The 23,242-nt window shown below is 41.2% G+C and carries 25 protein-coding genes; 8 read left to right on the top strand and 17 right to left on the bottom strand.

Translation table 11 applies throughout. The annotated features are described in order from the left end of the window. Positions 1 to 350 precede the first annotated feature (350 nt). Entirely contained in the window at positions 351 to 743 is a 393-nt protein-coding gene (locus MHI53_RS09735; RefSeq protein ID WP_061141752.1) for a VOC family protein, read from the bottom strand. 354 nt (positions 744 to 1,097) lie between these two features. Between MHI53_RS09735 and MHI53_RS09730 the strand changes: the two genes are divergently transcribed. Both MHI53_RS09730 and MHI53_RS09725 read left to right on the top strand, forming a co-directional pair. Further along, positions 1,098 to 1,625: a hypothetical protein gene (locus MHI53_RS09730; protein WP_340373339.1), complete on the top strand. Its 528-nt coding sequence runs from the start codon at positions 1,098 to 1,100 to the stop codon at positions 1,623 to 1,625. 321 nt (positions 1,626 to 1,946) lie between these two features. Then, positions 1,947 to 2,417: an NUDIX hydrolase gene (locus MHI53_RS09725; RefSeq protein ID WP_340373338.1), complete on the top strand. Its 471-nt coding sequence runs from the start codon at positions 1,947 to 1,949 to the stop codon at positions 2,415 to 2,417. 130 nt (positions 2,418 to 2,547) lie between these two features. Here the strand turns inward: MHI53_RS09725 and MHI53_RS09720 are convergent, their stop codons facing one another. Beyond that, positions 2,548 to 2,922 carry a MerR family transcriptional regulator gene (locus MHI53_RS09720; protein WP_340373667.1) on the bottom strand — a complete coding sequence of 125 codons (375 nt, stop codon included), beginning with the start codon at positions 2,920 to 2,922 and terminating at the stop codon, positions 2,548 to 2,550. A gap of 90 nt (positions 2,923 to 3,012) precedes the next feature. Between MHI53_RS09720 and MHI53_RS09715 the strand changes: the two genes are divergently transcribed. After that, the gene (locus MHI53_RS09715; RefSeq protein ID WP_061141755.1) at positions 3,013 to 3,783 is read left to right on the top strand and encodes an SDR family NAD(P)-dependent oxidoreductase; all 771 of its coding nucleotides are present in this window, start codon (positions 3,013 to 3,015) and stop codon (positions 3,781 to 3,783) included. A gap of 77 nt (positions 3,784 to 3,860) precedes the next feature. Here the strand turns inward: MHI53_RS09715 and MHI53_RS09710 are convergent, their stop codons facing one another. From MHI53_RS09710 to MHI53_RS09690, 5 genes are all read right to left on the bottom strand, one after another. Next, positions 3,861 to 4,346 (bottom strand): DMT family transporter, encoded by a 486-nt coding sequence (locus tag MHI53_RS09710; protein WP_061141756.1) that lies wholly within the window; start codon positions 4,344 to 4,346, stop codon positions 3,861 to 3,863. Between the two features lie 17 nt (positions 4,347 to 4,363). Further along, the gene (locus MHI53_RS09705) at positions 4,364 to 5,062 is read right to left on the bottom strand and encodes a cyclic nucleotide-binding domain-containing protein (RefSeq protein ID WP_061141757.1); all 699 of its coding nucleotides are present in this window, start codon (positions 5,060 to 5,062) and stop codon (positions 4,364 to 4,366) included. Positions 5,063 to 5,076: 14 nt separating this feature from the next. Next, positions 5,077 to 5,502 (bottom strand): DMT family transporter, encoded by a 426-nt coding sequence (locus MHI53_RS09700; RefSeq protein ID WP_061141758.1) that lies wholly within the window; start codon positions 5,500 to 5,502, stop codon positions 5,077 to 5,079. 427 nt (positions 5,503 to 5,929) lie between these two features. Further along, a complete protein-coding gene (locus MHI53_RS09695; protein WP_340373337.1) occupies positions 5,930 to 6,673 on the bottom strand; it encodes a glucose 1-dehydrogenase in 744 nt (247 codons plus the stop codon). Between the two features lie 49 nt (positions 6,674 to 6,722). Then, on the bottom strand, positions 6,723 to 7,478 hold the full coding sequence (locus tag MHI53_RS09690) for a glucose 1-dehydrogenase (RefSeq protein ID WP_340373336.1): 756 nt from the start codon (positions 7,476 to 7,478) through the stop codon (positions 6,723 to 6,725). Between the two features lie 296 nt (positions 7,479 to 7,774). Between MHI53_RS09690 and MHI53_RS09685 the strand changes: the two genes are divergently transcribed. Continuing rightward, positions 7,775 to 8,914, top strand: coding sequence for a LuxR C-terminal-related transcriptional regulator (locus tag MHI53_RS09685; protein ID WP_340373335.1), 1,140 nt, complete (start codon positions 7,775 to 7,777; stop codon positions 8,912 to 8,914). 557 nt (positions 8,915 to 9,471) lie between these two features. On the opposite strand, the gene MHI53_RS09680 is transcribed toward MHI53_RS09685, so the two are convergent. The 5 genes from MHI53_RS09680 to MHI53_RS09660 all read right to left on the bottom strand — a co-directional run bounded on the left by MHI53_RS09680 (position 9,472) and on the right by MHI53_RS09660 (position 14,490). Further along, a complete protein-coding gene (locus tag MHI53_RS09680) occupies positions 9,472 to 10,896 on the bottom strand; it encodes a DHA2 family efflux MFS transporter permease subunit (protein WP_061141762.1) in 1,425 nt (474 codons plus the stop codon). 179 nt (positions 10,897 to 11,075) lie between these two features. Continuing rightward, entirely contained in the window at positions 11,076 to 11,618 is a 543-nt protein-coding gene (locus MHI53_RS09675; protein WP_340373334.1) for a GNAT family protein, read from the bottom strand. Positions 11,619 to 11,776: 158 nt separating this feature from the next. Further along, the gene (locus tag MHI53_RS09670; protein ID WP_340373333.1) at positions 11,777 to 12,244 is read right to left on the bottom strand and encodes a VOC family protein; all 468 of its coding nucleotides are present in this window, start codon (positions 12,242 to 12,244) and stop codon (positions 11,777 to 11,779) included. Positions 12,245 to 12,770: 526 nt separating this feature from the next. After that, on the bottom strand, positions 12,771 to 13,517 hold the full coding sequence (locus MHI53_RS09665) for a TerC family protein (protein ID WP_340373332.1): 747 nt from the start codon (positions 13,515 to 13,517) through the stop codon (positions 12,771 to 12,773). Between the two features lie 202 nt (positions 13,518 to 13,719). Then, positions 13,720 to 14,490, bottom strand: coding sequence for a GH25 family lysozyme (locus tag MHI53_RS09660; RefSeq protein WP_061141765.1), 771 nt, complete (start codon positions 14,488 to 14,490; stop codon positions 13,720 to 13,722). Positions 14,491 to 14,793: 303 nt separating this feature from the next. Between MHI53_RS09660 and MHI53_RS09655 the strand changes: the two genes are divergently transcribed. The 3 genes from MHI53_RS09655 (at position 14,794) to MHI53_RS09645 (ending at position 18,032) form a co-directional block, all read left to right on the top strand. Further along, positions 14,794 to 15,255, top strand: a complete 462-nt coding sequence (locus tag MHI53_RS09655; protein WP_061141766.1) for a general stress protein — start codon at positions 14,794 to 14,796, stop codon at positions 15,253 to 15,255. 501 nt (positions 15,256 to 15,756) lie between these two features. Next, complete coding sequence (locus tag MHI53_RS09650; RefSeq protein ID WP_340373331.1) at positions 15,757 to 17,286, top strand: MDR family MFS transporter; 1,530 nt, start codon at positions 15,757 to 15,759, stop codon at positions 17,284 to 17,286. Between the two features lie 308 nt (positions 17,287 to 17,594). Beyond that, a complete protein-coding gene (locus MHI53_RS09645) occupies positions 17,595 to 18,032 on the top strand; it encodes a DUF2383 domain-containing protein (RefSeq protein ID WP_061141768.1) in 438 nt (145 codons plus the stop codon). Between the two features lie 156 nt (positions 18,033 to 18,188). On the opposite strand, the gene MHI53_RS09640 is transcribed toward MHI53_RS09645, so the two are convergent. Both MHI53_RS09640 and MHI53_RS09635 read right to left on the bottom strand, forming a co-directional pair. Then, entirely contained in the window at positions 18,189 to 18,572 is a 384-nt protein-coding gene (locus tag MHI53_RS09640) for a nuclear transport factor 2 family protein (protein WP_340373330.1), read from the bottom strand. A gap of 40 nt (positions 18,573 to 18,612) precedes the next feature. Then, positions 18,613 to 19,092, bottom strand: coding sequence for an Rrf2 family transcriptional regulator (locus tag MHI53_RS09635; protein WP_100530394.1), 480 nt, complete (start codon positions 19,090 to 19,092; stop codon positions 18,613 to 18,615). A 378-nt stretch (positions 19,093 to 19,470) separates the two neighbouring features. Between MHI53_RS09635 and MHI53_RS09630 the strand changes: the two genes are divergently transcribed. Further along, positions 19,471 to 20,391 (top strand): methyl-accepting chemotaxis protein, encoded by a 921-nt coding sequence (locus MHI53_RS09630; protein ID WP_061141771.1) that lies wholly within the window; start codon positions 19,471 to 19,473, stop codon positions 20,389 to 20,391. A gap of 148 nt (positions 20,392 to 20,539) precedes the next feature. Here MHI53_RS09630 and MHI53_RS09625 read toward each other — a convergent pair whose 3' ends face one another. From MHI53_RS09625 to MHI53_RS09615, 3 genes are all read right to left on the bottom strand, one after another. After that, positions 20,540 to 21,481 (bottom strand): AEC family transporter, encoded by a 942-nt coding sequence (locus MHI53_RS09625; protein ID WP_340373329.1) that lies wholly within the window; start codon positions 21,479 to 21,481, stop codon positions 20,540 to 20,542. A gap of 420 nt (positions 21,482 to 21,901) precedes the next feature. After that, a complete protein-coding gene (locus tag MHI53_RS09620) occupies positions 21,902 to 22,231 on the bottom strand; it encodes an AzlD domain-containing protein (protein ID WP_061141773.1) in 330 nt (109 codons plus the stop codon). Then, a complete protein-coding gene (locus MHI53_RS09615) occupies positions 22,222 to 22,956 on the bottom strand; it encodes an AzlC family ABC transporter permease (protein ID WP_061141774.1) in 735 nt (244 codons plus the stop codon). Before MHI53_RS09615 ends, MHI53_RS09620 begins: the two co-directional genes overlap by 10 nt. Positions 22,957 to 23,242 lie beyond the last annotated feature (286 nt).

Here is a 23,242-nt window from a genome sequence, read left to right as displayed (position 1 = left end):
TGCCATCAGCTCTGCCGTTTCCATGTCAGTAAATGTGCCTGTTATTAAACGAAACCGAGCTTCTTTTGGACCACTGTTTTTATCTCCATTCTTGCATTCTTCCTTTATTTGCTTGTCCCTCCTTTTTATATCTTATGAATCCTGCTTGAATACTGTATACTACAGAGCAGTCCTTGACAGCCCATTTTAAGTCCATGACAAAAAAAGAAGCCGCAATCGACATGCAGCTTCCAAAATGCAGACAAACCCCTTGGATACCAAAGTTTGTCTGCTTTTTTTAGGTTCAAGTTGAACGGGACCTCCTCGCACCTGACCAATCGAATTTGTTTATCTTTCTAGATGGATTCCATTCAGCAAGACTTTTCGTATAATTCCAGAGGCAAATCATCGGGATCACAAAAGAACGTAAATCTTTTTCCGGTTATCTCGTCAACCCGGATGGGTTCGACAGAAATATTCTCTTTGCATAACTCTTCGACCGCTTGATCAATATCCTCCACTTCAAAAGCCAAATGCCTTAGCCCGCTTGCTTCGGGATAACTTTGTCTTAAGGGACTTTCCGGAAAGGAGAACAATTCCAACTGATATTCCCCCCCGACCAGTAAATCCAATTTATACGACTTTCTTTCTGCACGATAGGTTTCCTTCTTAATTTCACACCCTAGGATATTTACATAGAATTTTTTTGATTTCTCATAATCCGTGCATATGATTGCTACATGATGGATTTTCTTTACCTTCATTTGCTTCCTCCAATAAGTTTCGTTTTATGAATTTGCTTTTTTTAGGGATCACCCTATCAGCCTAGTATCTTCTTCTATATTTATCACTTGAAACCCTTTATGCAAAGGACGCTTTCATGAAGCAAAGAACACTAATTTCACAATTAGGGAAATATTCATTAGCTTTGAAATACTCTTTGGCCATAGCGTTCTGTTTCAATAAGATGCAAGCAGTATAAACATGATTGTTTTACGGTGATACTAGTCCCGGCTGGAAATTAGGCAGCCCAAATTCATTGTCCATCTTTGTCCATGTAGGACATAATCTTTATTTTTACATATTTTATAGTGTACCTAAAAGGGAGGATTTTCGGAATGTATAACTATAACTACGCCTTTCATCAAAACAATGTACCATATTATTACGATAATTATTATGCTAATATGCCTTATCATTACGCAGAAAGAGTGCAATCTTTAGTACCTACTGCAACGATACAAAGTCATTTAAAAGCAGGCCGCCAAGGGCATTGTTTCAGGGGGTTTTGGGGAAATTCGACACACACATTCATTTTGATGGGGTTTAACACCACAACTGGCATGGTTCAAATCCTTGAGGATGGTTTGCCAAACGAGGTTCATCACAATGATATCGTTGGATTACAATATTTAGGTCTACAATGTCCGCCTGTACAACAACCCGGACAGCAGGGTGGACAGCAAGGCGGACAGCAGGGTGGACAGCAAGGCGGACAGCAGGGCGGACAGCAGGGCGGACAGCAGGGCGGACAGCAGGGCGGACAGCAGGGCGGACAGCAGGGGCAGCCTTTCCCAGGGTTTCCTGGTGGGCAGCAAGGTGGGCAAAACTGTATTTTTTATAATGGAAAATGGTACTGCTCCTAATAATTGAAGAAAGCTATCATTCACTTTTTTTGATGTAGCTAGGAGAAATATGTGACGTAGCTATCGAGATCCAATCTTCATCCGGATCTCCATGGTTGCTTTGTTTTGATGCCAATGATCACATCATCCATACATTTCCCCACCCTTTTCTTACTGCCAGACGTTTGGAGGAAGAATTGGGAGGATATCCTGTTACATGATCGTATATTTAATTTTAAAAATAACGAAACTGTCTGAATTTCCCTTCCCTGCTATTTTCCACTATAATCATGAATTTACTTTATACTTAAGATTGATTCGATTTACGGAGGAGGTAAAGATATGAATTCCCAGCGAGTTGATGTTGTATATTCATTACTATTTGATGCGGCCACAAGTAAAATACTGATGGTATTCAATAAGAAAGGCACTTGGACATTGCCAGGAGGGGGAGTTGAAGCCGGGGAGACTTTGGCAGAAGCGGCTATAAGAGAAGTCAAGGAAGAAACCGGGTATGACATTGAAGTCGGCAATATTGTAGCTTTGAATGAGAGTCTCATAGATGAAAAGCATGTATTCTTTTTTACTTATCTTGGATACATCGTAACTCGGCCTAAGGAAATTCCACATGAAGAAAATATTATGAAAGTTGAATGGATGGACTTGGAAAAGGCAGACCGCCTAATGCCTTATTATCCAGAAGGGGTTTCAAAGCTCATTAACGAATCTGGAGCAAGTTATATTTTGCAACAAAATAAAATTTGCGGAAATTCTGATCGTGAAAAATATGATAACCGTTTCCATTCCTTTTGAGTATGTTGAAAGTCAACCCTATTAAGATTGAGATGAACAGTATTAACGATACATAAGTACATAATTTCAAGAAAATGGCGCATCGTTCGTTAATACTGTGACCAGCAGAAGGAACACTTTTTGTGCAGGTCTAGCTGTTTGACGGATTCAAAGTGGATAAGTGCTGTTTATATGCCGTTATTTTCTTATCAAGCATTGCTTCAGTGACTTTCAATGTTTCAATCTGGGCTTCGATGCTTCGGCGATGGTTCTCTAATAGATTCAAGCGGTCCATCGATGTATGGTCTCCTTCTTTGAACAATTGGGTATATTTTTTTATTTGTTCGATGGGCATTTGCGTTTCCCTCAGTTTTTTTACAAACTCCATCCATTTAAGGTGTGAATCGGTATATTGCCTGATTCCTTGAGCATTTCTTTCCAGTGTTATGATTTCTTCTTTTTCGTAATAGCGTAAGGCATGTGTGCTTATTCCAAGCTTTTGCCCCACTTCACTTATCGTGTAAATAAAAAACACCTCATCATGACTAATTGTTGACTTAGAGTGAACTCTAAGTAATACAATGACATCCTATCATAAATTAATGGAGGTATACACATGAAATATACGGTTATCACGGGAGCAAGCTCCGGTATTGGATATGAAGCTGCTTTAGCCTTTGCATCCCGAGGGAAAAATTTAGTTCTCGTTGCCAGGAGAAAACAAAATTTGGACGAACTAAAAACAAAAATAGAGCAAATGAATAAAGAATTGGATATCGTTGTTCATGCTGCCGATCTATCGATTACCGAGAATGTTTATGGACTATATGAAAGTCTTAAAGACCTCCAGATTGAAACATGGATCAACAATGCAGGTTTTGGAAATTTCGATAAGATCGGAGAGCAAAGGCTGCCGAAAATCGAGAAAATGCTTCACCTGAATATTGAGGCCTTAACAATATTGTCCTCCCTTTACGTTCGTGACTATTCAAATACTGAGGGCACACAGCTTATCAATATCTCATCAGGTGGTGGATACACCCTTGTTGCAGATGCCATCACTTATTGCGCCACTAAATTTTATGTCAGTGCCTTTACAGAAGGGCTTGCTCATGAACTTAAAAGCCAAGGTGCTAAAATGCAAGCCAAGGTGTTGGCTCCAGCTGCAACTGAAACGGAATTTGCCAAACGCTCCTTTGATGTTGACGAATTCCATTATGATGCCACTTTACCGAAGTACCATACAGCAAAGGAAATGGCTGAGTTTTTGATTCAGCTGCATGAACATGACAAAGTGGTTGGAATTGTAAATGGACAAAGCTATGAGTTTGAACTTAAAGATCCCCTTTTCCCATATGCTTCTCGAACAACGAATGCCAATTCCTAAAACTTGAGATCCATCCCCCTAATTAACGCGTTGTCCCAATGCGTTAATTAGGGGGATGTTCTTCTTAATGGGATACGTTACAGTTGAGCTTTTTCAGGTAAAATACCCCGCTTATCGGTTTTCTGGATAACGTTCCTTTTCGTCTTAAACATAATGATTCCCGCTACCATGATTCCGATACCGAACAATTTATTCATGGTAAAAGGAGCCGTCTCAAACCCGAACCAGCCATACGTGTCGATAACAACCGCCATAATGAGCTGGGCGACAAGTACAATGGAGATCGCATATGCCGGGCCTAAAAGCCGGATCGCCTGCATGATGCAATAGACGAGCATGACACCCAAGACCCCACTTGATAGATAAAGCTTATTCACATGACCGAGCGCCAACAGGCTCGTATCATCCATGATCATAAACATGGTGAACGATGATACGAAACCAAGTCCCAGCACGAGTGTGGTTGTCGCCCAAGAACCTACCTTTTCACTCACTTGGGCATTAAAGACCGTTTGCAGACTGATGAAGACCCCTGCAATAACTCCAAACAAAATTCCTTGCATGCATGTATCCTCCGATCTCATTCATAAATATTGCCATCTGCCCTTTCCCGGAGCATCGGCAAGTCTTCAATATACAGGGACCCTTGCCTCCGTTCGATGATTCCTTCTTCACACAATTTATGAATGACACGATTTAAGTGCCGATAGCTGGTACCTATGAGATCAGCAATTTCCATTAGATTGGACGTGCCCATTTCCTTATGGAACATGGAGCCGTCCCCTTCCGAGGAAAGAGACAATAGGTAGCTTGCCAGACGTGTTTCGACTGGATGGAGCCTGTTCAAACTAGCAGCATGGGATTCCGTGTAAAACTTTTGGGTAATGATCTCCAACAAAAAGTTCAGAAACTCCGCGCGGTTGGATTCCATCGCCCTTACCTCATCAAAATGAATGCAAAGGACCATTCCTTCACTGACTGCTTCGACAGTATGGAGGACGGGCATCCCCTTTACATATTCCACATCGCCGAAAAGCGCCAATGGTGTTTTGAACCGAACGATCCATGCTTTTCCTTCCGGAGAAGTGGTAAAGATCTTCACCTTTCCCTTCACCAGGAAATACATGTGCTGAATATCTTCACCTCTTGCACACAAAATTTCGCCCTTTTTGAATTGGTAAAGAGATATTTTTTTCTTCATTCCCTCCGAAAAAACCCTATTCAGCTGAAATTGATCGAGATATTCAAGAATCCGGCGGCCATCATTTATTTTTTTCAATGTACATCACCTTTTTACCATTTAAATAGGATTACCCCCACTAACATCATAGCCATTCCAATCACTTGTTGAAATGACACCTTATGCTTGATCATACCGAATAGTCCCTTAGTGTCTATAAGGAATGCACAAAGAAGCTGTGCAATTAAAATCGTGGCGATTGCAAGAGACATGCCCAGGACATTTATCGATGTCATTTCCCCGAACACGATCACGACCCCGAGAATGCCTCCAAGCAAATAAAAATAAGGAACCTCACGAAAGCCCTCCGCTCTGCCATCCCGGGCAATTAAATAAATGATGATCGACAAGATAAATCCGACTAGATGGACAATCGCAGTCGTGTGCCAACCGCTAATGTCCTCGCTCATTCTTGAATTAAACACCCCCTGCAACGAAATGAATATACCAGCAATAATCGAAAATAGTATCCCTTTCACCCTTCCTCCTCCTTTCTGGATTGCTTGTACTCATTAAAATACAGAACTGGAGCTTCGCGAAAGGACATATGTCCCTTATGATATTTATGTTCCCTATATATCCTTCCTATACATTGCCAAACAGCACCTCCCGGAGGTTCTCGGTCAACTAGGTTTTTCTGCAATTCATATGCTCTTTTTTTAAAAAAAGATACTTGGTTGCTTTTCACAAGTAATGCGGAATGGTTGGCTTCTCTCCAAACAACCTCAATCGTTTCGTATTTATAACGAGGATCTTTACGAAAAGAGCCTAAAAAAGAGCCCTTCCTTACGATAAGCGATTTACATCGCCTCCCATAGGGAAGAAGCTCCATTATTTATTTACGTAGTCCGTTATTTCGGTGAACGGACGATTAAGCAGTTGTTTTCACCCTTCAGAAAAAGGCTTTTATACTGCTGTATAACCGCCATCGACAATAAGGCTTGTGCCTGTGATAAATGATGCATCATCACTTGCAAGAAAGAGAACTGCTTTAGCCACTTCCTCGGCTTTGCCCAACCGGCCGATCGGATGTAAATCGATCAAATCTTGCCTTAAGTCACCCTGTGCTGCCGCAATGAGCGGTGTATCAATATACCCTGGGCAAACGGCATTGATGCGTATCCCTTCTCTGGCATAAGTCGTACCTAAAGTTTGGGTTAGTAGCTTGACCCCGCCCTTTGCAGCGGAATACGCCGTTACCCCAGGTTTTCCGGCATGGCTATGGATGGAGCCTGTATTGACGATGGCTCCGCCTGTCCCTTGTTTTTGCATTTGCTGTATCGCATATTTATCTGAAAGGAAGACGCCTGATAAATTGATATCAATCGTTTTTTGCCATTGCTCATAGCTCAACTCATGGATGTTTCCATCCCTTGCAATACCCGCATTCGCAAACATGATATCCAGCTTCCCGTATTGGCTGACGGTTTTTTCAATCATATTCTTTATGTCCGGTTCACTCGTCACATCGGTTTTGACAAAAAGAGTATCGTACCCTTTTCCATTTAACGCATCAGATACTGCTTGTCCATGATCAGCAAAGTCAGCAATGACAACCTTTGCACCCTCTGCTGCAAACAATTGCGCCGTGCTGGCCCCAATTCCACTTGCTCCGCCGGTTACGATTGCCACTTTATCTTGTAATCTCATTCCAAACACTCCTTCGGTTTTAATTTCTTTTCACTGCAGTGGCAGCCCCTTAGCGAGCTGTCGCTCCGCCATCAATCACAAATTCCGTGCCGGTCGTATAGGAAGATTCATCGGAAGCAATGAAAAGCACCGTATTCGCCACGTTTTTGACAGTACCCAGATGTCCTAACGGAAATTCTTTACCCAATTCATCTTTTGAGCTGCCCGTTTGCTCTGAAGCATAGTCTGCCATCCCGGTATCGATATATCCTGGATGAATCGAATTCACTCTGACTCCCGTTGAAGCATATTCAATGGCAGCGTCTTTTGTCATGACCCGGACCGCCCCCTTGCTTGCTCCGTAAAGAACATGTCCCGGCGCCCCGATCAAGCCTGCAATGGATGATGCATTGATGACCGATCCTTTATTTTGTTTCGCCATCAATGGCATGATATGTTTCATTCCCAAAAACACGCCAGTCACATTAATCGACATGAGCCGGTTCCATTCCTCCAGTTCAATCTCCGTAACCGGTTTAATGATATAAATGCCCGCATTATTGAATAGAACATCGACTTTCGCAAATGCATCAATCGTTCCCTTTGCCACCTTCTTCCAATCTTCTTCGCTGCTGACATCGTGGCGAATGAATATCGCTTCTCCTCCGATCGCTTGAATGTCCTTTACAGCTTGATCTCCGGAATCCTGGTTAATGTCAGTAATGACGATTTTTGCTCCTTCACTAGCGAATAATAAAGCGGTTTCTTTCCCGATGCCCGTTCCCCCGCCAGTAATGATAGCCACTTTGTTTTCAAGTCTTTTCATTTCATCAGATCCCCCTTTATTTTTTCCCATGCTCCAAATCCCGAAAAAATCTGGAATCCTCTTCCCTAGAGGTTTCCCTTGGCGATGAATCGTATACAAGCAATGAAAGCCGCGATAACCCTTTCAATGAAAGGGTTATGACCATTAATAAGCTTCCTTTAATAAACTTCCTTGTATGTCCATATCTATATTTTACTCCTCATATTCTGAAATACTATCCTATAAAATGCTGTATAATAAGAAGATATCCCCCCCTTTTTATAGGGGTATTCAGTTATTGAGGAGAAGAACTTCCCATGACCCAATCCATCCATCCTTATGAAGAGATAACGTTTCAACAATTCGTGTTATTCATAAAAAGCCATAATAAGCAGATTGAAGAGAATATAAATATATACTTGAACCTGGAGCCATTCATCAATGAACCTGAACGAATCACGATCCAAACATTATTGGATTCATTCTTACTCTTTTTATCCTCTCAAAGCATCGAAGACATCAAGGATTCTCATGAAAACCATATCGACACGTGGCTGCAATCGCATTTATCGATGATAAATGCGAATCATTTCAGCATGTTTCGGCTAATCTTTGAAAAAGCCATCGTTACCTTGATGGTCAATCTGAAACATACCCATACCATCTCCATCTTAATGTATCTATTTTCGATTTACTCCCAGCTTATCCATAGCTTTAACAAATGGAATGCTGACAAGCCAAAGCAATATTCCAAAACCGGGCAGGAAAATGCTGAACTTATCAGGCTGCGCTTACTGGACCAATTGGATGAACTTTTAATCCACTCAGCAGGCGTCAAGGATTTTGCCCATATCCTAAAAAAATGCGAAGAGTTCTTTCATTATAAAAGATGTGTTTTTTATGCTTATATCCCTTGGTCCAACCAATTCCACGGCACCATCGGGTTGGAACTTCCAAAGGTACAAAGCATGAGAGGCCAGCTAAGCGCAAAGCAGTCCTTGGTTTTCAATTCGAAAAAGCCTGTATTTCTAAAGGATCCGCATCCTTACATCAAAGAGGAGCATATAAGGTTATTCAACCTGTCCTCCGTCATTTTTGTACCGATCTTTCATGATCGGCAAGTGTTCGGTTGGCTGACATTCGATCAAATAGGGGTGGAATTCGATTATGTGAAAGAAGATCTCCTATTGCTCGAGCAGGTTGGAAAAAGGCTAGGTTTATATTTATCCAGGAAGGATGATGAGGTGATACAGGATACAGACCTCCAATTGACCGAACGGGAGTCCATGATTTTGAACTTGCTTGCAGAGGGACATAACAATAAGAAAATGGCCGATTTATTGCAATTAAGCGAGCATACGATAAGGGACTACGTGAGCAGCTTAATGACGAAGTTCAAGGCTAAAAACCGAACTCAAGTCGTGGTTCATGGATTTCGCAATGGTCTCCTGAAATAATACAAATGATTTATGAAAGCTGCTGCACATCTATCGGAAATAAAGCCCCCCCATTTTCAAACAATGGGGGAAGCTCGGAAACCGCTTCCCGCTTTCTGCACTATCCAATAAAAAAAAGACCGGAATTTTCAAAACGGTCTTTGCTCCAAACCAATGATATTGACACATCCAAGCGATGATCCTGATTTTCTTATTGAAACTGTACGGAGCTATATGTTCAGGACATTATTCTTCATCATACATCGATAAAGTTTCCAATCAATAAATTGGATATTCGGTCTCCTTCCTCCCCTTTTATAATGCGAATGAAATGCGTGGATTCTTCCAAATTCTCCAGTACAATATAGAAGAAACTGGTCCTTTTCACAGAAGTATTCGCAGAATTCAGAACCGATTATATGGCGGATTAAAGATTCCAATTGGAAATCCATTCTAATTTTCATGTGTACTTTTTTATAAAAAGAAAAAAAGATAAAGAGGGAGAACAAATCATGGATGACTTGTTCCCCTCTTTATTAGCGTCCCTGGATATGCATGACAATGGAATGTGACGCGATTCAATTCTTTAATTCTTCTCTTTCTCTGAACTCTTTTCCTGCTGGTTTTTGATCCGTTATTTTAAAAGAAATGAGGAGGCTAATCAGTGAAAGTACAGCGATGACAATAAATGAGATTTGCGCGCCATACATATCAGGATGTATGATCTCGGGACGCGCTTGAGCATTTTCGGTAGCTGTTGTCATAACAGTTACAAGTATCGCTGTACCTACAGAAGCGGCAATCATTTTCATCGTATTATCCATAGCTGCACCATGAGCAATTAACCGTTTAGGAAGCTGGTTTAAGGCTGCCGTTGAAACAGGCATCATAACCATGGCCAATCCGAACATCCGAATGCTATACACGACCATAATAAATGTGAAGCTTGTCGAAGGACCAACATCCATATAAGTAAAGGAGGAAGCGGTTATGATGAGTAATCCACCCATAACCAACCACCTCGCCCCAATCCGATCAAAAATACGTCCAATGAATGGGGACAGTAATCCGGTAATGAGGGCTCCAGGGAGTATAGCTAACCCAGCTTCAAACGCAGTAAATCCGCGCATATTTTGCATAAATAGCGGGATGAGTGTTTCGGCTCCTATCAGCCCCATAAATGTAATGGCTCCAATAATGATAGCATACGGAAATAATGAATACGTGAACACTCGGAACTCCAGCATTGGATGCTTCAATCTCAATTGCCTTTTGATAAACCAAACAAGTGAAATCGTTCCAATGCCTAGGGATATGATCGTACTCCCGTCTGTCCAGCCATAATTACCTGCCGCTGTGAATCCATACAATAATCCACCGAAACCCATGGAAGATAAAACAATAGAGAGCACATCCACTTTTGGTCGTGTAACTTCTGTTACATTTTTTAAAGCGAAGTACGCAACGATGATATCAATAATAGCAACTGGAAGAATGATAAAGAATAATACCCTCCAAGAGTAGGTCTCCGTAACCCAGCCCGATAAAGCGGGACCAATAGCAGGGGCGAAGGAAATGACCAGCCCAACCAACCCCATAGCCGCACCCCGTTTTTGAACCGGGAAAATCATGAGGAAGACTGTTTGCATTAAAGGGAGCATGATACCGGCACCGCTCGACTGAATGATCCGTCCTAGAAGCAGCATCCCAAAACTAGGGGCTAGCCCCGCAACCAAGGTACCAATAGCAAAAATCCCCATGGCTGAAAGGAAGAGCTGCCTGGTGGTAAAGCGCTCCAGTAAAAACGCGCTCACAGGAATCATAATCCCATTAACCAGCATAAAAACGGTAGTTAGCCACTGTGCACTATTGGCTGTAATATCCATTTCCTTCATTACAGGTGGAATCGCGGTAATCATTAAGGTTTGATTCAAGAGCGCAATAAACGTACCCGCAAGCAACAGGGCAACAATTGTTGAATGTTTTCTATTTGTTAAATTCAATTATGGACCTCCTTTACGATTGGAAAAAAAACATACTTTTGTAGATTACATGAATTCACCTCAGGTAACCACCCATTTGCTTTTATACTAACCTGCCTCTTTTTAGTTCCATAAGAAAATAGCTGCCTTAAAGACAGCTTCCTTCAGTTAACACACCCTTTAGTTCCATTAAGGGATGACTACATGCTCCAATCCTTGGCTAACATACCGTAAACGATATGGTCAACATAATGGGTATACAGCCATTCTGCTTGTCTGATACAACCTTCATTAACAAAACCTAACCTTTCAGGAATCCCCCTGCTTTTCTGATTCTCCAAGGCAACCCTAACCTCCACTTTATCCAGTTTCAATTCTTTGAATGCATAATCAGTCAATGCCTTAGCCACCCTTGTCATCATTCCATTTCCTTGATATTCTTCTCCGAGCCAATAACCCATATATGCCGTTTTATTTGACCAATTTAATTGGTTATAACCTGCAACGCCAACAATTTGTTCCTTATGCATAATACCTGTATTGACGCTCTTGTTTTCAGCAAAATCTCTTAAACAAACCTGAATGAACCCTTTTGTATCTTCAAGTTCTTTTGTATGATCCAACCAAGGAAGCCATTCTCGCAGATATTCTCTGGATTTATTAGTTATTTCGAAAACTCTTTCTGCATCATTTGCTTCCAACAGCTTCAATGATAACTCCTCATCTATTTTATGTAAGAACATACTGAACCCCCTGGTCTTTCTATTGTAATGTTAAATCACTTTTTTATTGCGGAGCCACCCTGCCCCATAAAAAGAGCTGTCTTCAGCTAAAGCACCCGTTTGTCTAGAAGGATCAGGATTGCCACAGCACCCCCTTTTACATCTGAAGCGGAACTGAATTAGCTCGGATCAGCATTTCGTCTATACCAATCCTCCAATGAGATCTCTCCAAGGGATTGTTCAAAATCCAATCTCAAAGGAGCAATCAACTCAAGCGAATTTCCGTCTGGGTCGTTAAAATAAATAGCTGCGTGAGCCTGTGGATTGTTATCAAGAACTAAAGGTTGGTGTTCTTCGGTTAAGTCAAAGGCTGTACGAATCTTGATACCCTTACTATTCAACCAAGCTTTTGCTGATGTCATGTCCTCCATATCCATTCGTAAAGCTACATGTCGTATGGAAGGATGATACGGAATTCCCACTTGGTTTGCTTCCCATAGACCAAGCCAACTTTTGCCTTTCTCAAGCCAGAAGAAAACTACTTTTTCACTCTGATAGGCAATTTCCAAATCCAATTTTCCATAAAATTTCATGGAGTTTTCAAGATTACTTACAGGTAAATGTGCTTCGTAAAGACCTTTTATCATTTCTCGTCCCACCTCGTTTATGGTATCTATAAATTTCTAATATTTACTGTATCATACTAAATTTGGATTCAGAAGAAATTAGCTCGAATCAAATCATCATAATTTTTGGAATTGAATCAGGATTTTGTTGAACTAACATGCCCCATCCATTCCATAAGAAAAAGGCTGCCGCAGCAACCCCTGCTATTGAAGTAATGCACCACCCTTTAGTTTATTATCATTTATTTTAAAGATGCATGAAACAAATAACAGACATTGTGAATTGCTTGCAGGGAGACATAACAATCGAGCATCCGATAAGGGAGTAAGCGAGCAGCTTAATGACCATATTCAAGGCTAAAAACCGGTCCCCCATTATCAAATAATGGAGCCAAGCTCAAAAACCGCTTCCTGCCTCCTGCACTTTCCAACAAAAAAAGACCGAAATATTCAAATCGGTCTTTACTCCAAACCAAATGCCATTGATCCTTCCAAGCACTGACCATGAACTTCTTAATGAAACTGAACGGATCTATTGGTCAGGATATTATTCTTCATCATTTTTTGCCGTTTTTTCTTTAGACAAAAACCAGCCACCCAAGGCGATAAGAAGCATGACTGACCAAAAGATTATATTCCAGATGGGGCCCTCTACAAACTCGTGTGAAATGATGTGCACGGATGGATGCGCGAGGGTATGCATAAGTAACTTGACCCCAACCCAGCCGACAAGTAACATGGCTGCAGTCTCGAGACTCGGGCGCTCCGTCAATATCTTAACGAAGTAACCTGCTGCAAAGCGGATGACAATCAAGCCCGCTATCGCACCTAGCAGGATCACGATGAATTTAGCTCCATCCATGCCACCGATATTCCCCATCGGCGTATCCGGCAACGCCAAAACAAGAGCGACTGCCGCTAAAATCGAATCAACGGCAAAGGCGATATCGGCCAATGCTATTTGCGCAACGGTCATGCGGTAGCTTTTCCCTTTTTTATCATTTTCCTCATGATCCCTTTTCAGTAAATGTTTTAAAGAAATGAAAATCAAATACGCTGCACCGATCGCTTGAACTTGCCAAACGTGGAAAAGGTACGAAATGATGAAAATGGCACCAATCCTAAATATAAAAGCTAAAAGCAATCCGATATTAATCGCTTTTTTTTGCTGCCCCTCTGGCAAATGCTTTGACATGATGGCTAATACCAATGCATTATCAGCAGATAATAAACCTTCTAAAAATATTAAAATAATTAACACCCATCCATACTCCACTAATAAAGTAAGTTCCATATTAGCCCCCTAAGTGATTCATTCATAAACCTATAAGAAAGCTACCCTGTCTTAGATCCCAATTCGATCGAAGGATAAAAGTCATTCCGGCTTTTTCTTCACTAAATATTGTCCCATTGAAGCGGATTTCTTATTCAAACTCTCCTGTCACGATACTCGGCAACTCTATACTATATTCCTTTATGCTTACACTAAGTTCCAGTCACTTAATCCATAATTTTTGACCGATATAAATTTTGTTTGGATCTTCAATCCCGTTAAGACCGACTAACGACGATACGGTCGTTTCATATTTTTTGGCAATCCTGCTAAGCGTGTCGCCTCCCTTTACGATGTATATGGAGGATGGTTCTTCGTATTCACTCGACCTAGCGGGTGCCTTAAAGGCATTTATAGTCTTGGAAAAATCTCGATAGGCAATATTTAAATCCACCTTCGTCCCGATACCATCCACTTTTCCTGAATCGGAATGCTGCCAAATGTCTGCGCTCCGTCCCAGAATGCTGTTGTAGCGGGCAATCCACAAGGGATAATTAGCCAACCTTGATTCATCCAACGCATTTTCAAGAAAGGATTTTCCCGTATAAAGCATGGCAGCATGCCCGGCTCGTTCCACTGCTTCCAGAAAAGCAATGGCCGCATCCGTCAGTGCATGTTTTCCTGTCGCTTTTTTATTCTCTTCAAGGTCAAGCACCAGAGGATAATTTAAAGCAATGGAACAAATCGCATCCAAAAAGTAGGCGGCCTCAGTCCTTGCTTCTGCCACATTGGAAAATTTGGCATAGTGATAAGCCCCCACCTTCAAACCCGCCGCCAAAGCTTTGGGGGCATTTTCCTTAAAATAGGAAAGCTTAGAATAATTCGTTCCCTCCGTTGCTTTGATGAAAACAAACTGAACTCCATCCTTTGCAACCTTTCCCCACTGGATTGCACCCTGCCAATGCGATACATCAATGCCCTTTATATGTGTCATCTAATCAAGCTCCTCTTGTTCAATCGTGTGGATATGTATTCGTTCGCAACAATCATATCTGATTATGTTATCAAACTCTTCTCTTCTATTTTAGGTATTCGTTTTATTATCCATACCCCATTTCCCGTCCTCTAGACACATACTGTACGGATAGCATAGACTGGAAACTTTCAAGGAAGAGGGATTGTTTCCATCGTGTAATCGCTAATCTCTTTCATCTGTCATTTTAGCGTAACGAATATAACCCATACAGGCTTCATATGATGAGGGGAACAATAGTTGAAAATTAAAGGAGGATGTGTAATGAGTAAGCAAGTGGTTGGAATATATGAAAACGGTGAAGAAGCAGTAAAAGTGGTAGAAGAGCTTTTGATACAAGGGTATAAACGTGATGAAATATCCATTGTTGCAAAAGATCGCAAGGAAACAAAAGTGATTGAAAGAAAAACGGGTACGAAAGCCGAAGAAGGATTAGCTACAGGTGCCGCCACAGGGGGAGTTATTGGCGGGGCGGCAGGTCTGCTTGCCGGTGCGGGTGCATTGGCCATTCCAGGAATCGGACCCCTGCTTGCCGCTGGACCGATTGTATCTGCACTGGCTGGAGTGGCGGTAGGGGCAGGAACCGGTGGATTGGCTGGTACCTTGATTGGATTGGGCATTTCGGAAAGAGCCGCGGAAAGATACGAGACTGGTATTAAAGCCGGGAAAGTTTTAATATTAGTGGATAATGATATTAAAGAAGGTCCCCCTACTTACAGGAGATGAAGGTAACATACACATAATCATTTTCCATTAAGCCTTGTTTCATGAATGTAAGGGCAACAAGTAAAAATATTGATGACTTCATTTTCTTTAGATTATTTCGTGGCCGTCCTTCATCGGAGGGCTTTTTTTGTACATCATAATTTTATTACGAATGGAAAGGATTATCGTTTCGGAACGATTTTTTATCGCAACTAGTGGCGGACTCTTTGACTAATTAGAGTTTGACAAAACTCATACATCCTTTTAATATATATTTATCTTGATAACAAAGATATTTTATAATCAAGAATCTCGAACAATTTTAATTTCATTTGATGGCATTGCCTTTACTTGATGGAAAGGAGCATGATCCCGAATTTGCAAAAACAATTTCAAGCGGCGGAATCACCCATTTCTCCCTGAAGACCAGCACCATATACGGTCCTGGTCAAGCAATTTTGCATAGCACATATATTTTATTCAGAAAAATTTTTGTTGGGTGAATTGGAGGAATCATAAGAGATGGAAAAGAAAAATAAGGTGGGGGTCATCATAGTGGCGTTGCTGCTGGCAACCCTGATGGCCTCAATGGATAACACCATAGTGGCTACGGCAATTGGAACGATCGTAGGAGATTTAGGGGGCTTTGACAAATTAATGTGGGTGACTTCTGCCTATATGGTGGCAGAAATGGCTGGTATGCCGATTTTCGGCAAATTATCGGATATGTATGGACGAAAGCGTTTCTTTATCTTCGGCCTCATTGTTTTCATGATTGGTTCTGCATTATGCGGTACAGCAGATTCGATCATTCAGCTAAGCATTTACCGGGCAATCCAAGGTATCGGCGGCGGTGCTCTCGTGCCCATTGCCTTCACGATCATGTTTGATGTGGTTTCTCCGGAGAAACGAGGCAAAATAGGCGGTTTATTTGGTGCCGCGTACGGTATTTCCAGTATTTTCGGTCCGCTTCTAGGTGCATATATTACGGATTATATCCATTGGTCGTGGATTTTTTACATCAATTTACCAATAGGGCTGATTGCATTCATCATGATTTCGTTTTTCTCCAAAGAGTCCGTCGAGCATTCCAAGCAGAAAATCGACTATCTTGGCGCGTCAACACTTGTCGCTTCCATTCTTTGTTTGATGTTTGCCCTGGAACTTGGAGGAAAGGAATATGCATGGAACTCCAGTATGATTTTTGGTTTATTCTTTGCCTTTGCCCTGCTTATGATTGTTTTTATCTTGGTCGAACGACGGGCAGAGGAACCTATCATTACCTTTGGGATGTTCAAAAATCGCCTCTATTCAACTAGTAATGTAATGGCCATATTCAGCGGTGCAGCTTTCATTACGGCCTCTGTCTACATTCCGATCTTTATACAAGGGGTATTTGGCGGTTCTGCTACGAATTCAGGCCTTGTCCTTCTTCCCATGATGGTAGGGTCTGTCATTACAGCTGCAGGCGGCGGTTTCTTATTGTCCAAGTTTACTTACCGGACCATCATGATAGCGACTTTAGCGCTTCTCGTCGCAGGAATCTCATTGCTCACGACATTAACAACCGATTCCACTCGCTTCACCGTCACGATTTTTATGATTTTAATCGGTCTCGGAATAGGATCTTCCTTCTCTGTCTTAAGTAATGCAGCAATCCATGGGTTTACCTCAAAGCAGCGCGGATCTGCCAGCTCAACGCTCAGTTTTACGCGTGAACTGGGAATGGCATTGGGCATTACCATATTCGGCATAATCCAAAGCCATCTGTTTACAAATAAATTAACCTCCATGTTCAGCAGCGGCGGTACTGGGCAGGATGGTTTACAATTAGGGGATCCTAGTAAAATCTTGACTCCTGAAACTCGTGAAAAGATTCCACCCGAAATCTTGGATAAAATGACAGAGGCATTGTCCTCATCACTCGTTCATACGTTTGCATGGGCAATCATCCCATCCGTCCTCGCGCTTGTGGCCGCAATTGCCATGAGCAAGGAGAAATTCGATCCAGCATCCGAACTTGAGGAATTTTCAGATTTACACGAACGGTAAAAAGCAGCAAAAAACCGAAACGTAAAGGTTGAATGGTCTTTCCATTGGTTGCATGGCTTACTGTCTTATTCAATCCCTTGTCAAACAAGGGATTGACTATAAAAACGACAGGCCTTAATGCTCTCGTTTACGTTCCGCCCCACCCGGGGCTATAGGCAACAACGTCTTTCTCGGCTTATGACCCTCATGAAACCTACACTTTAAATATCCTTTTTACCCCAAGAATAATCCAGGAAAAAAATGCAGATGGGCCAAATAATTATTCCTGTAAATGGAATGCTAAGATTATTATGTAAAGGAGTGATAAAGTGGAAAAACAAAACCAAACGATTGAGACGCTGAATAAATTTTTACAAGGGATATACATGGGCGTACATAGCTATGAACACTTTATAAAAAAACTGCAACAAACTTCATTGAAAGATTCATTCATTTCCATTCAGAAAGACCAAAAAAACCATGCAGCCATCATTTCTGAGCGAATTCAACATTTGGGCGGAACACCTGTAACGAGTGAAGGAATGATTGGAAAGGTTGAAGGCGCAATCGGAAATTTATTCGAAAGGAACCACACTGATGAGGAAATCATCAAACATGCCATCAAAGGTGAAAATATTTATGGGATTAGAATGTCCGAGGACCTCGTAAGGGATAAGCTTGATGAAGAAAGTCTTGGCCTGGTCCATAAAATTCTTGATAAAGACCGGGAACACGTGGATTTCCTAAAGTCTCTTTTACATTCCTAGATCGATGAAGCGTGCTAATTTCAACTCTCTTCAAGGAGCCTTATTTCATTTTGAGTGTTCATCGGCAGCATATATAACCTGCCTCTACTATTATGTAAGCTACTGACTCATATCAGTAGCCCCTCACATTTTAACCAAGCATGGATGTTGTGTTTGTCAATTTTTATAATTGGCAAACATGTCCGTGTTGTCCGGAATATTTTCTAAATAACTGATTTTGCCATCATCATTCAATCGAGCTATATCTTTGCCAGTTTGCGTGAATACCGTTCCCGATGACCGTTTGCCACACACCGCCCACGGTGTTTCAAAAAGATCGGTTCCTTCCACTTTTCTCCATCCTTCAAACATATGTTTAATATCACTATTTTCTTGGAATACCATCTTAACGAACAACTTCCAGTTTTCCATTCCCTTTTTTTCATGACCATTTAGGATGAAAACAATATCGTCCGAAAATAATGACACCAATTCTTCCATAGCTTTTTCACTTGTTCTTGATTGATCGAATAAATCAAAATATTTCTCTAAATTTTTCATTTCCATAATCTCCTCATCACGATGATATAATGCTTAACCTCTATAAAACCATTTTTTCATTCACCACTTTTTTTAACATTTGCAAATTTTCCTTAGGACATTTTTTGTTTATTTCTTCAGTCAGAGATGCGATGGTTTCACGTTTGAGAATGGTTTTCCACGATGTCTCCGCCTCTTCCATCAAATCTGACAGCAAGCAAATATCCTTCTCCTTCAAATTAAGCATGTCATGAAAAATGCCACTTGATGAATATAGGGACTGCTTCCCTTCTACTGCAAGATAAACGTCATATATACGTATATCTTCAGGACGTTTTTTTAATTTAAACCCCCCTTTTATACCGGGAACGGAGGTCAGCAGATCAGCACTGACTAATTTCCTTAATATCTTTTGGAAATAAGTTGCTGATCCCCCTAATTGCTGACTGATCACGTCTCCAGACAATACAGCTTTTTCGGGGAGAAAATTAAGCAGCAACATGGCATAAACGGATTGCTCGACCCCTGTCTTCATATGCAATCAACATCAACTCCTCTATGTTTTTCTAGTATGAAAATTTTGTACTCCTGTATAAAGAGGATAAACATTATCCACTTTATACACATAATACATTATTATTTTAATAAAGTAAAATTCGTGCCCTCTTAACCTATGGCACATATAAGGCATTGATGTGCATGAAAATAAAATTTCAATGCACAGAACACCTAAAATTGTTAATATCCCTTGAAATCAGTACGATAAACTAACGAATGGTTACTTTTTTCGAATGGCAACGGATATGGGGTGCTTAGTATGTAAGCCTTCACATTCCTGTCAAACAGTATTCCCCTTCTTTTTGCATGTCAATTGTTTGTCAACGACACAAAACATTCTTATAAAGGCAGGTTTGCAACGATGTTAAAAATGAAAAATCTCAAAAGTACACAATTGTTGGAAGAAAGCGCTGTATTAGCCGCCATCGAAAGATCACTTTCCATGATTGAATTCGATAAAGACGGGCACGTACTTTGGGCGAATGAAAATTTTGCTAAAACGATGGGATACAGAGTGGATGAAATGCCAGGTCTCCATCATAAAAGATTTTGCACAGAGGACTTTGTAACAAGTATCGCTTATGAGCAATTTTGGAGAAATCTACGCAACGGAAAAAGCTTTCAGGAAAAAATAAAACGCATCACGAAATCAGGACAGGAAATATGGTTGGAGGCTACATATACGCCTGTCCTCGATCATATCGGAAAGGTTTGTGCCGTAGTAAAAATAGCAACGGACATTACAGAAAGAGAAACGAATGCGAGGGATGTGGCATTACGACTGCAGAAAATGTCCGAGGAACTGCATGAAAAAGCTGAACTTGGCTTCACAAGAAGTCAGGAAGCGTCCGTTGCAACCAGTAAGCTTGTGGCTGGATCAAAAGAGAATATGGAAATCCTCGAATCTCTGAAACTCCAAGCCCAATCGATTAGGAGCATTGTAAAGACGATCCGTGAAATAGCTACCCAAACCAATCTCCTTGCATTGAATGCTGCAATAGAAGCCGCTCGTGCCGGAGAACATGGGAGAGGGTTCAATGTAGTGGCAGGTGAAGTCAGAAAGCTTTCAAACCGGGTTCAAGACTCGATTCAGGAAGTCAATTCCCATGTAGAAGGCATTACGGCGGAAATAGCTAAAATTAGTAAAGTAACCGCGCAATCAGAAGAGGGTATCATAAATAACCAGACATTCAACGAGCAGGTTGTCATGGCGTTTAAAGAAGTGGAAAGCGCCTCTACCCAGCTGGATAGGGAGGTTAAATCCTTTAAAGAGATATTCTGAACCTTTTTGATCGTATCGATAATGTAATGTTCAGCTCAATTTGTTTCCGTCCTACTCCTAGTAAGGCTGATACTGGGAGCATCGCTCAAAGCGCTTACTTTCATTTTCTGACCAGAAGATACCTATTCAGCTTTAACATAAAACCAACCTAGAGATAATGGAATTTAGTCAATATGAATAGGAATAATGGAATTGAAATCATGGATATGATTGTCGTGATTATCGTTGTAATGGCTCCCAGTTTATCGTTCGCACCATATTTGCCGAACAGGATGGGAGCTAAAGTAAGAGCAGGCATCATCGCTTGGATTAATAAGGTTTCCGAAAGGAGTCTGTCCATTTCCATCATTTTTATTAGCGCAAATACAACCAGAGGCAAGACAACTAGTTTAATGGCGGCCGGAATGAATATTTTGCTTTTGGCAGACAGGAATTGCGATTTGGTTATGGACATGATCAACAGCCCAATGTAAAACATCGCTAACGGTGATGCCAATGCAGCCAATTGGTTTGTTAAGCTGACAAAAATATGGGGTGGGTGATAATTTGCAAAAGCAAAACTCAACCCAAGCACTATCGCCACTGTAGGCATATTGAGCATGGACTTCATAGAGGAAAGCGAGAAGGATTTGGATTTTTGCAGGATCATCACACCTACTGTCCAAATGACCATATCCATGCCGGCATCGAAAATGGCTGCATACATTGCCCCCTCTGGTCCTAATAGAGTGGCACATAATGGAATGCCGATAAATCCGGTATTCCCCAAGCCTGATAGCAGGGAAATTTCCCGACGGAATGCGTTTCCAGGGCTGCAAAGGGTAACCAGCAACCCGCCAATTCCAATTCCAAAAAGGTTGATCGCTAGAGAAAGAATAAAAACGATCAAGATATTCCATAACATCTCTTGGTTGATATCCACTTTGAAAATACTTGATAAGACGATACACGGCATGGCCACATTAACGATAATCATCGAATACGTTTGCTTGTTGTGTTCATTAAGGGGGTTCAGGTACGAGAGGATCACCCCCACTAAAATCATTAAGCCGATCAAAAGTACCGATTCAAACACAATAGAGTAATCCACTTCTCATCCACATCCTACCTTATGATCAAAAGCTGCTATAAAGCTTAAAAAAAAACAAACTAACATCTCCATGATCAAGTTTCACCAATGCTGATTACGTAAGTAAACCCTGAATATGAAAAAAATACCTCATTACAAGTCACGTATGTTCTGGAGCAAATCATATCATGATGAATGCGCATTCAAAACCAACGGAGCATATTCGCTTTATTTCATAGATTTCCGCTGAATCTCTAATTTATTGAATGCGTATTCAAACTTGTTTTAACTCACATTTCTTCGCTTGTTTCGATATTATACTGCTTTCTAATCGCTATCTTAATAGACTACATAAAATCTGTCAATACTAAATATTCAAAATTTTAATCCTCCTGCCACCAAAAACCGACTCCCTTTTCAGGGAATCGGCTCCAATCAAAGTCAAGAAATAACCCAACGGAACAACATGAAAAAAGTGACGCCGGAGAGGACCGTTACTAATAAACTACGTGTCTTTATCGCAATTAAAAAAGTCGGAATGGCAGCCAATAGCTGGACATTATCGGTTATTGAAGAAAACTTCCCATCATGAACCAATACTTCCTGGCTTATCAATGCAGCCATGACCGATATGGGAACATAATTTAACCAACGCATCCCCCACTCTGGTAATTCGATACGGCTAAGGACCATTAGTGGAACTACCCTTGGAATGAAAGTAACAATAGCCGCTCCTGCAATGATCAAAAAAATACCCCATCTTATTTCCATTTTTCCACCACCATCCCTATCGTCGAGGCCAGGATCGTAGCCACAATGATTCCCATACTGCTGGACATGACAAAGGAGCAACCCACCGCAATCACAACCGCTATTATGGCCACAGCTATATCCGTTTTGATTTTATTTCTGCCTAATATGGACAAGACGAGAATGCCGATGAACATGGCTGGCAGGGCAAATTCAAGACCGAATTTTTCCGGATCTGAAATCCATTGGGCGAGAAGAGCCCCTGCGATGTTGGCAAAAAACCAATTTAAGTAGGCGGTAATATTGAGGCCATGCATCCAACTTTCATTGATTTGATTTTTTTTCGCCGTTTGGTTAATGGCGACACCGAATGTCTCATCCGTGAGCAGCGACCCTACAAGGATGTTCCTCAGCGGTGAGAGATGGCGAAAATACGGGGATAGCGCGGCACTAAGTAAAAGGTGACGCAGGTTGACAAATAATATGGTGATAATGATGGCTGTGGGAGAGCTGCTTGCCGCAATCATACCCGCCGCAATGAATTGGGCAGAACCAGCATAGAGAATTAAACTCATTAAGGCAATCTCGGCTATGCTTAATCCTGCTGTCTTTTGAACAACGCCAGCGGCTAACCCAATACTTAAATAGCCAAGCAACGTTGGGACGCAATCTTTTACCCCTCTCATAAAACCATCTTTATCACGTGGTGATGCAGCTGTATCCACATGGACATTCTCTAAACTCACCTTATACCCTCCTTACTCTACATTTTTCTACTCGAAGCTATGTATACATCAACTAAAACTGGCCGATACCCAATAACAATAAGGACAGATTTTGTTGTCCAGAGAGCTTCATATTCTTTGGTATACTGCAATTATATTAGTAGTTAGTATAATACTAACTCAGCAAACATTCAAACCTTTCTGAATACATGCAACTTCAATAAAAAAACGCCAGCCTTTCCTATACAAATGGAAAGGCTGGCGTTTTCTTAAGATATTTTCATGAATACTTAAAAATGCGCCAATA

It is taken from the genome of Peribacillus sp. FSL E2-0218 (assembly GCF_037992945.1).
Taxonomy (GTDB): domain Bacteria; phylum Bacillota; class Bacilli; order Bacillales; family DSM-1321; genus Peribacillus; species Peribacillus simplex_B.
The sequence above is the reverse complement of the archived record's forward strand: the minus strand, read 5'-3'. Positions and strand labels throughout refer to the sequence as shown.

What these genes read in the sequence shown, in the direction of transcription:
- MHI53_RS09735 (WP_061141752.1), bottom strand. Translation starts at nt 743, where the DNA reads ATGAAGGTAAAGAAAATCCATCATGTAGCAATCATATGCACGGATTAT.
- MHI53_RS09730 (WP_340373339.1), top strand. Translation starts at nt 1,098, where the DNA reads ATGTATAACTATAACTACGCCTTTCATCAAAACAATGTACCATATTAT.
- MHI53_RS09725 (WP_340373338.1), top strand. Translation starts at nt 1,947, where the DNA reads ATGAATTCCCAGCGAGTTGATGTTGTATATTCATTACTATTTGATGCG.
- MHI53_RS09715 (WP_061141755.1), top strand. Translation starts at nt 3,013, where the DNA reads ATGAAATATACGGTTATCACGGGAGCAAGCTCCGGTATTGGATATGAA.
- MHI53_RS09710 (WP_061141756.1), bottom strand. Translation starts at nt 4,346, where the DNA reads ATGCAAGGAATTTTGTTTGGAGTTATTGCAGGGGTCTTCATCAGTCTG.
- MHI53_RS09695 (WP_340373337.1), bottom strand. Translation starts at nt 6,673, where the DNA reads ATGAGATTACAAGATAAAGTGGCAATCGTAACCGGCGGAGCAAGTGGA.
- MHI53_RS09690 (WP_340373336.1), bottom strand. Translation starts at nt 7,478, where the DNA reads ATGAAAAGACTTGAAAACAAAGTGGCTATCATTACTGGCGGGGGAACG.
- MHI53_RS09685 (WP_340373335.1), top strand. Translation starts at nt 7,775, where the DNA reads ATGACCCAATCCATCCATCCTTATGAAGAGATAACGTTTCAACAATTC.
- MHI53_RS09675 (WP_340373334.1), bottom strand. Translation starts at nt 11,618, where the DNA reads ATGTTCTTACATAAAATAGATGAGGAGTTATCATTGAAGCTGTTGGAA.
- MHI53_RS09670 (WP_340373333.1), bottom strand. Translation starts at nt 12,244, where the DNA reads ATGATAAAAGGTCTTTACGAAGCACATTTACCTGTAAGTAATCTTGAA.
- MHI53_RS09665 (WP_340373332.1), bottom strand. Translation starts at nt 13,517, where the DNA reads ATGGAACTTACTTTATTAGTGGAGTATGGATGGGTGTTAATTATTTTA.
- MHI53_RS09660 (WP_061141765.1), bottom strand. Translation starts at nt 14,490, where the DNA reads ATGACACATATAAAGGGCATTGATGTATCGCATTGGCAGGGTGCAATC.
- MHI53_RS09655 (WP_061141766.1), top strand. Translation starts at nt 14,794, where the DNA reads ATGAGTAAGCAAGTGGTTGGAATATATGAAAACGGTGAAGAAGCAGTA.
- MHI53_RS09650 (WP_340373331.1), top strand. Translation starts at nt 15,757, where the DNA reads ATGGAAAAGAAAAATAAGGTGGGGGTCATCATAGTGGCGTTGCTGCTG.
- MHI53_RS09640 (WP_340373330.1), bottom strand. Translation starts at nt 18,572, where the DNA reads ATGAAAAATTTAGAGAAATATTTTGATTTATTCGATCAATCAAGAACA.
- MHI53_RS09630 (WP_061141771.1), top strand. Translation starts at nt 19,471, where the DNA reads ATGTTAAAAATGAAAAATCTCAAAAGTACACAATTGTTGGAAGAAAGC.
- MHI53_RS09620 (WP_061141773.1), bottom strand. Translation starts at nt 22,231, where the DNA reads ATGGAAATAAGATGGGGTATTTTTTTGATCATTGCAGGAGCGGCTATT.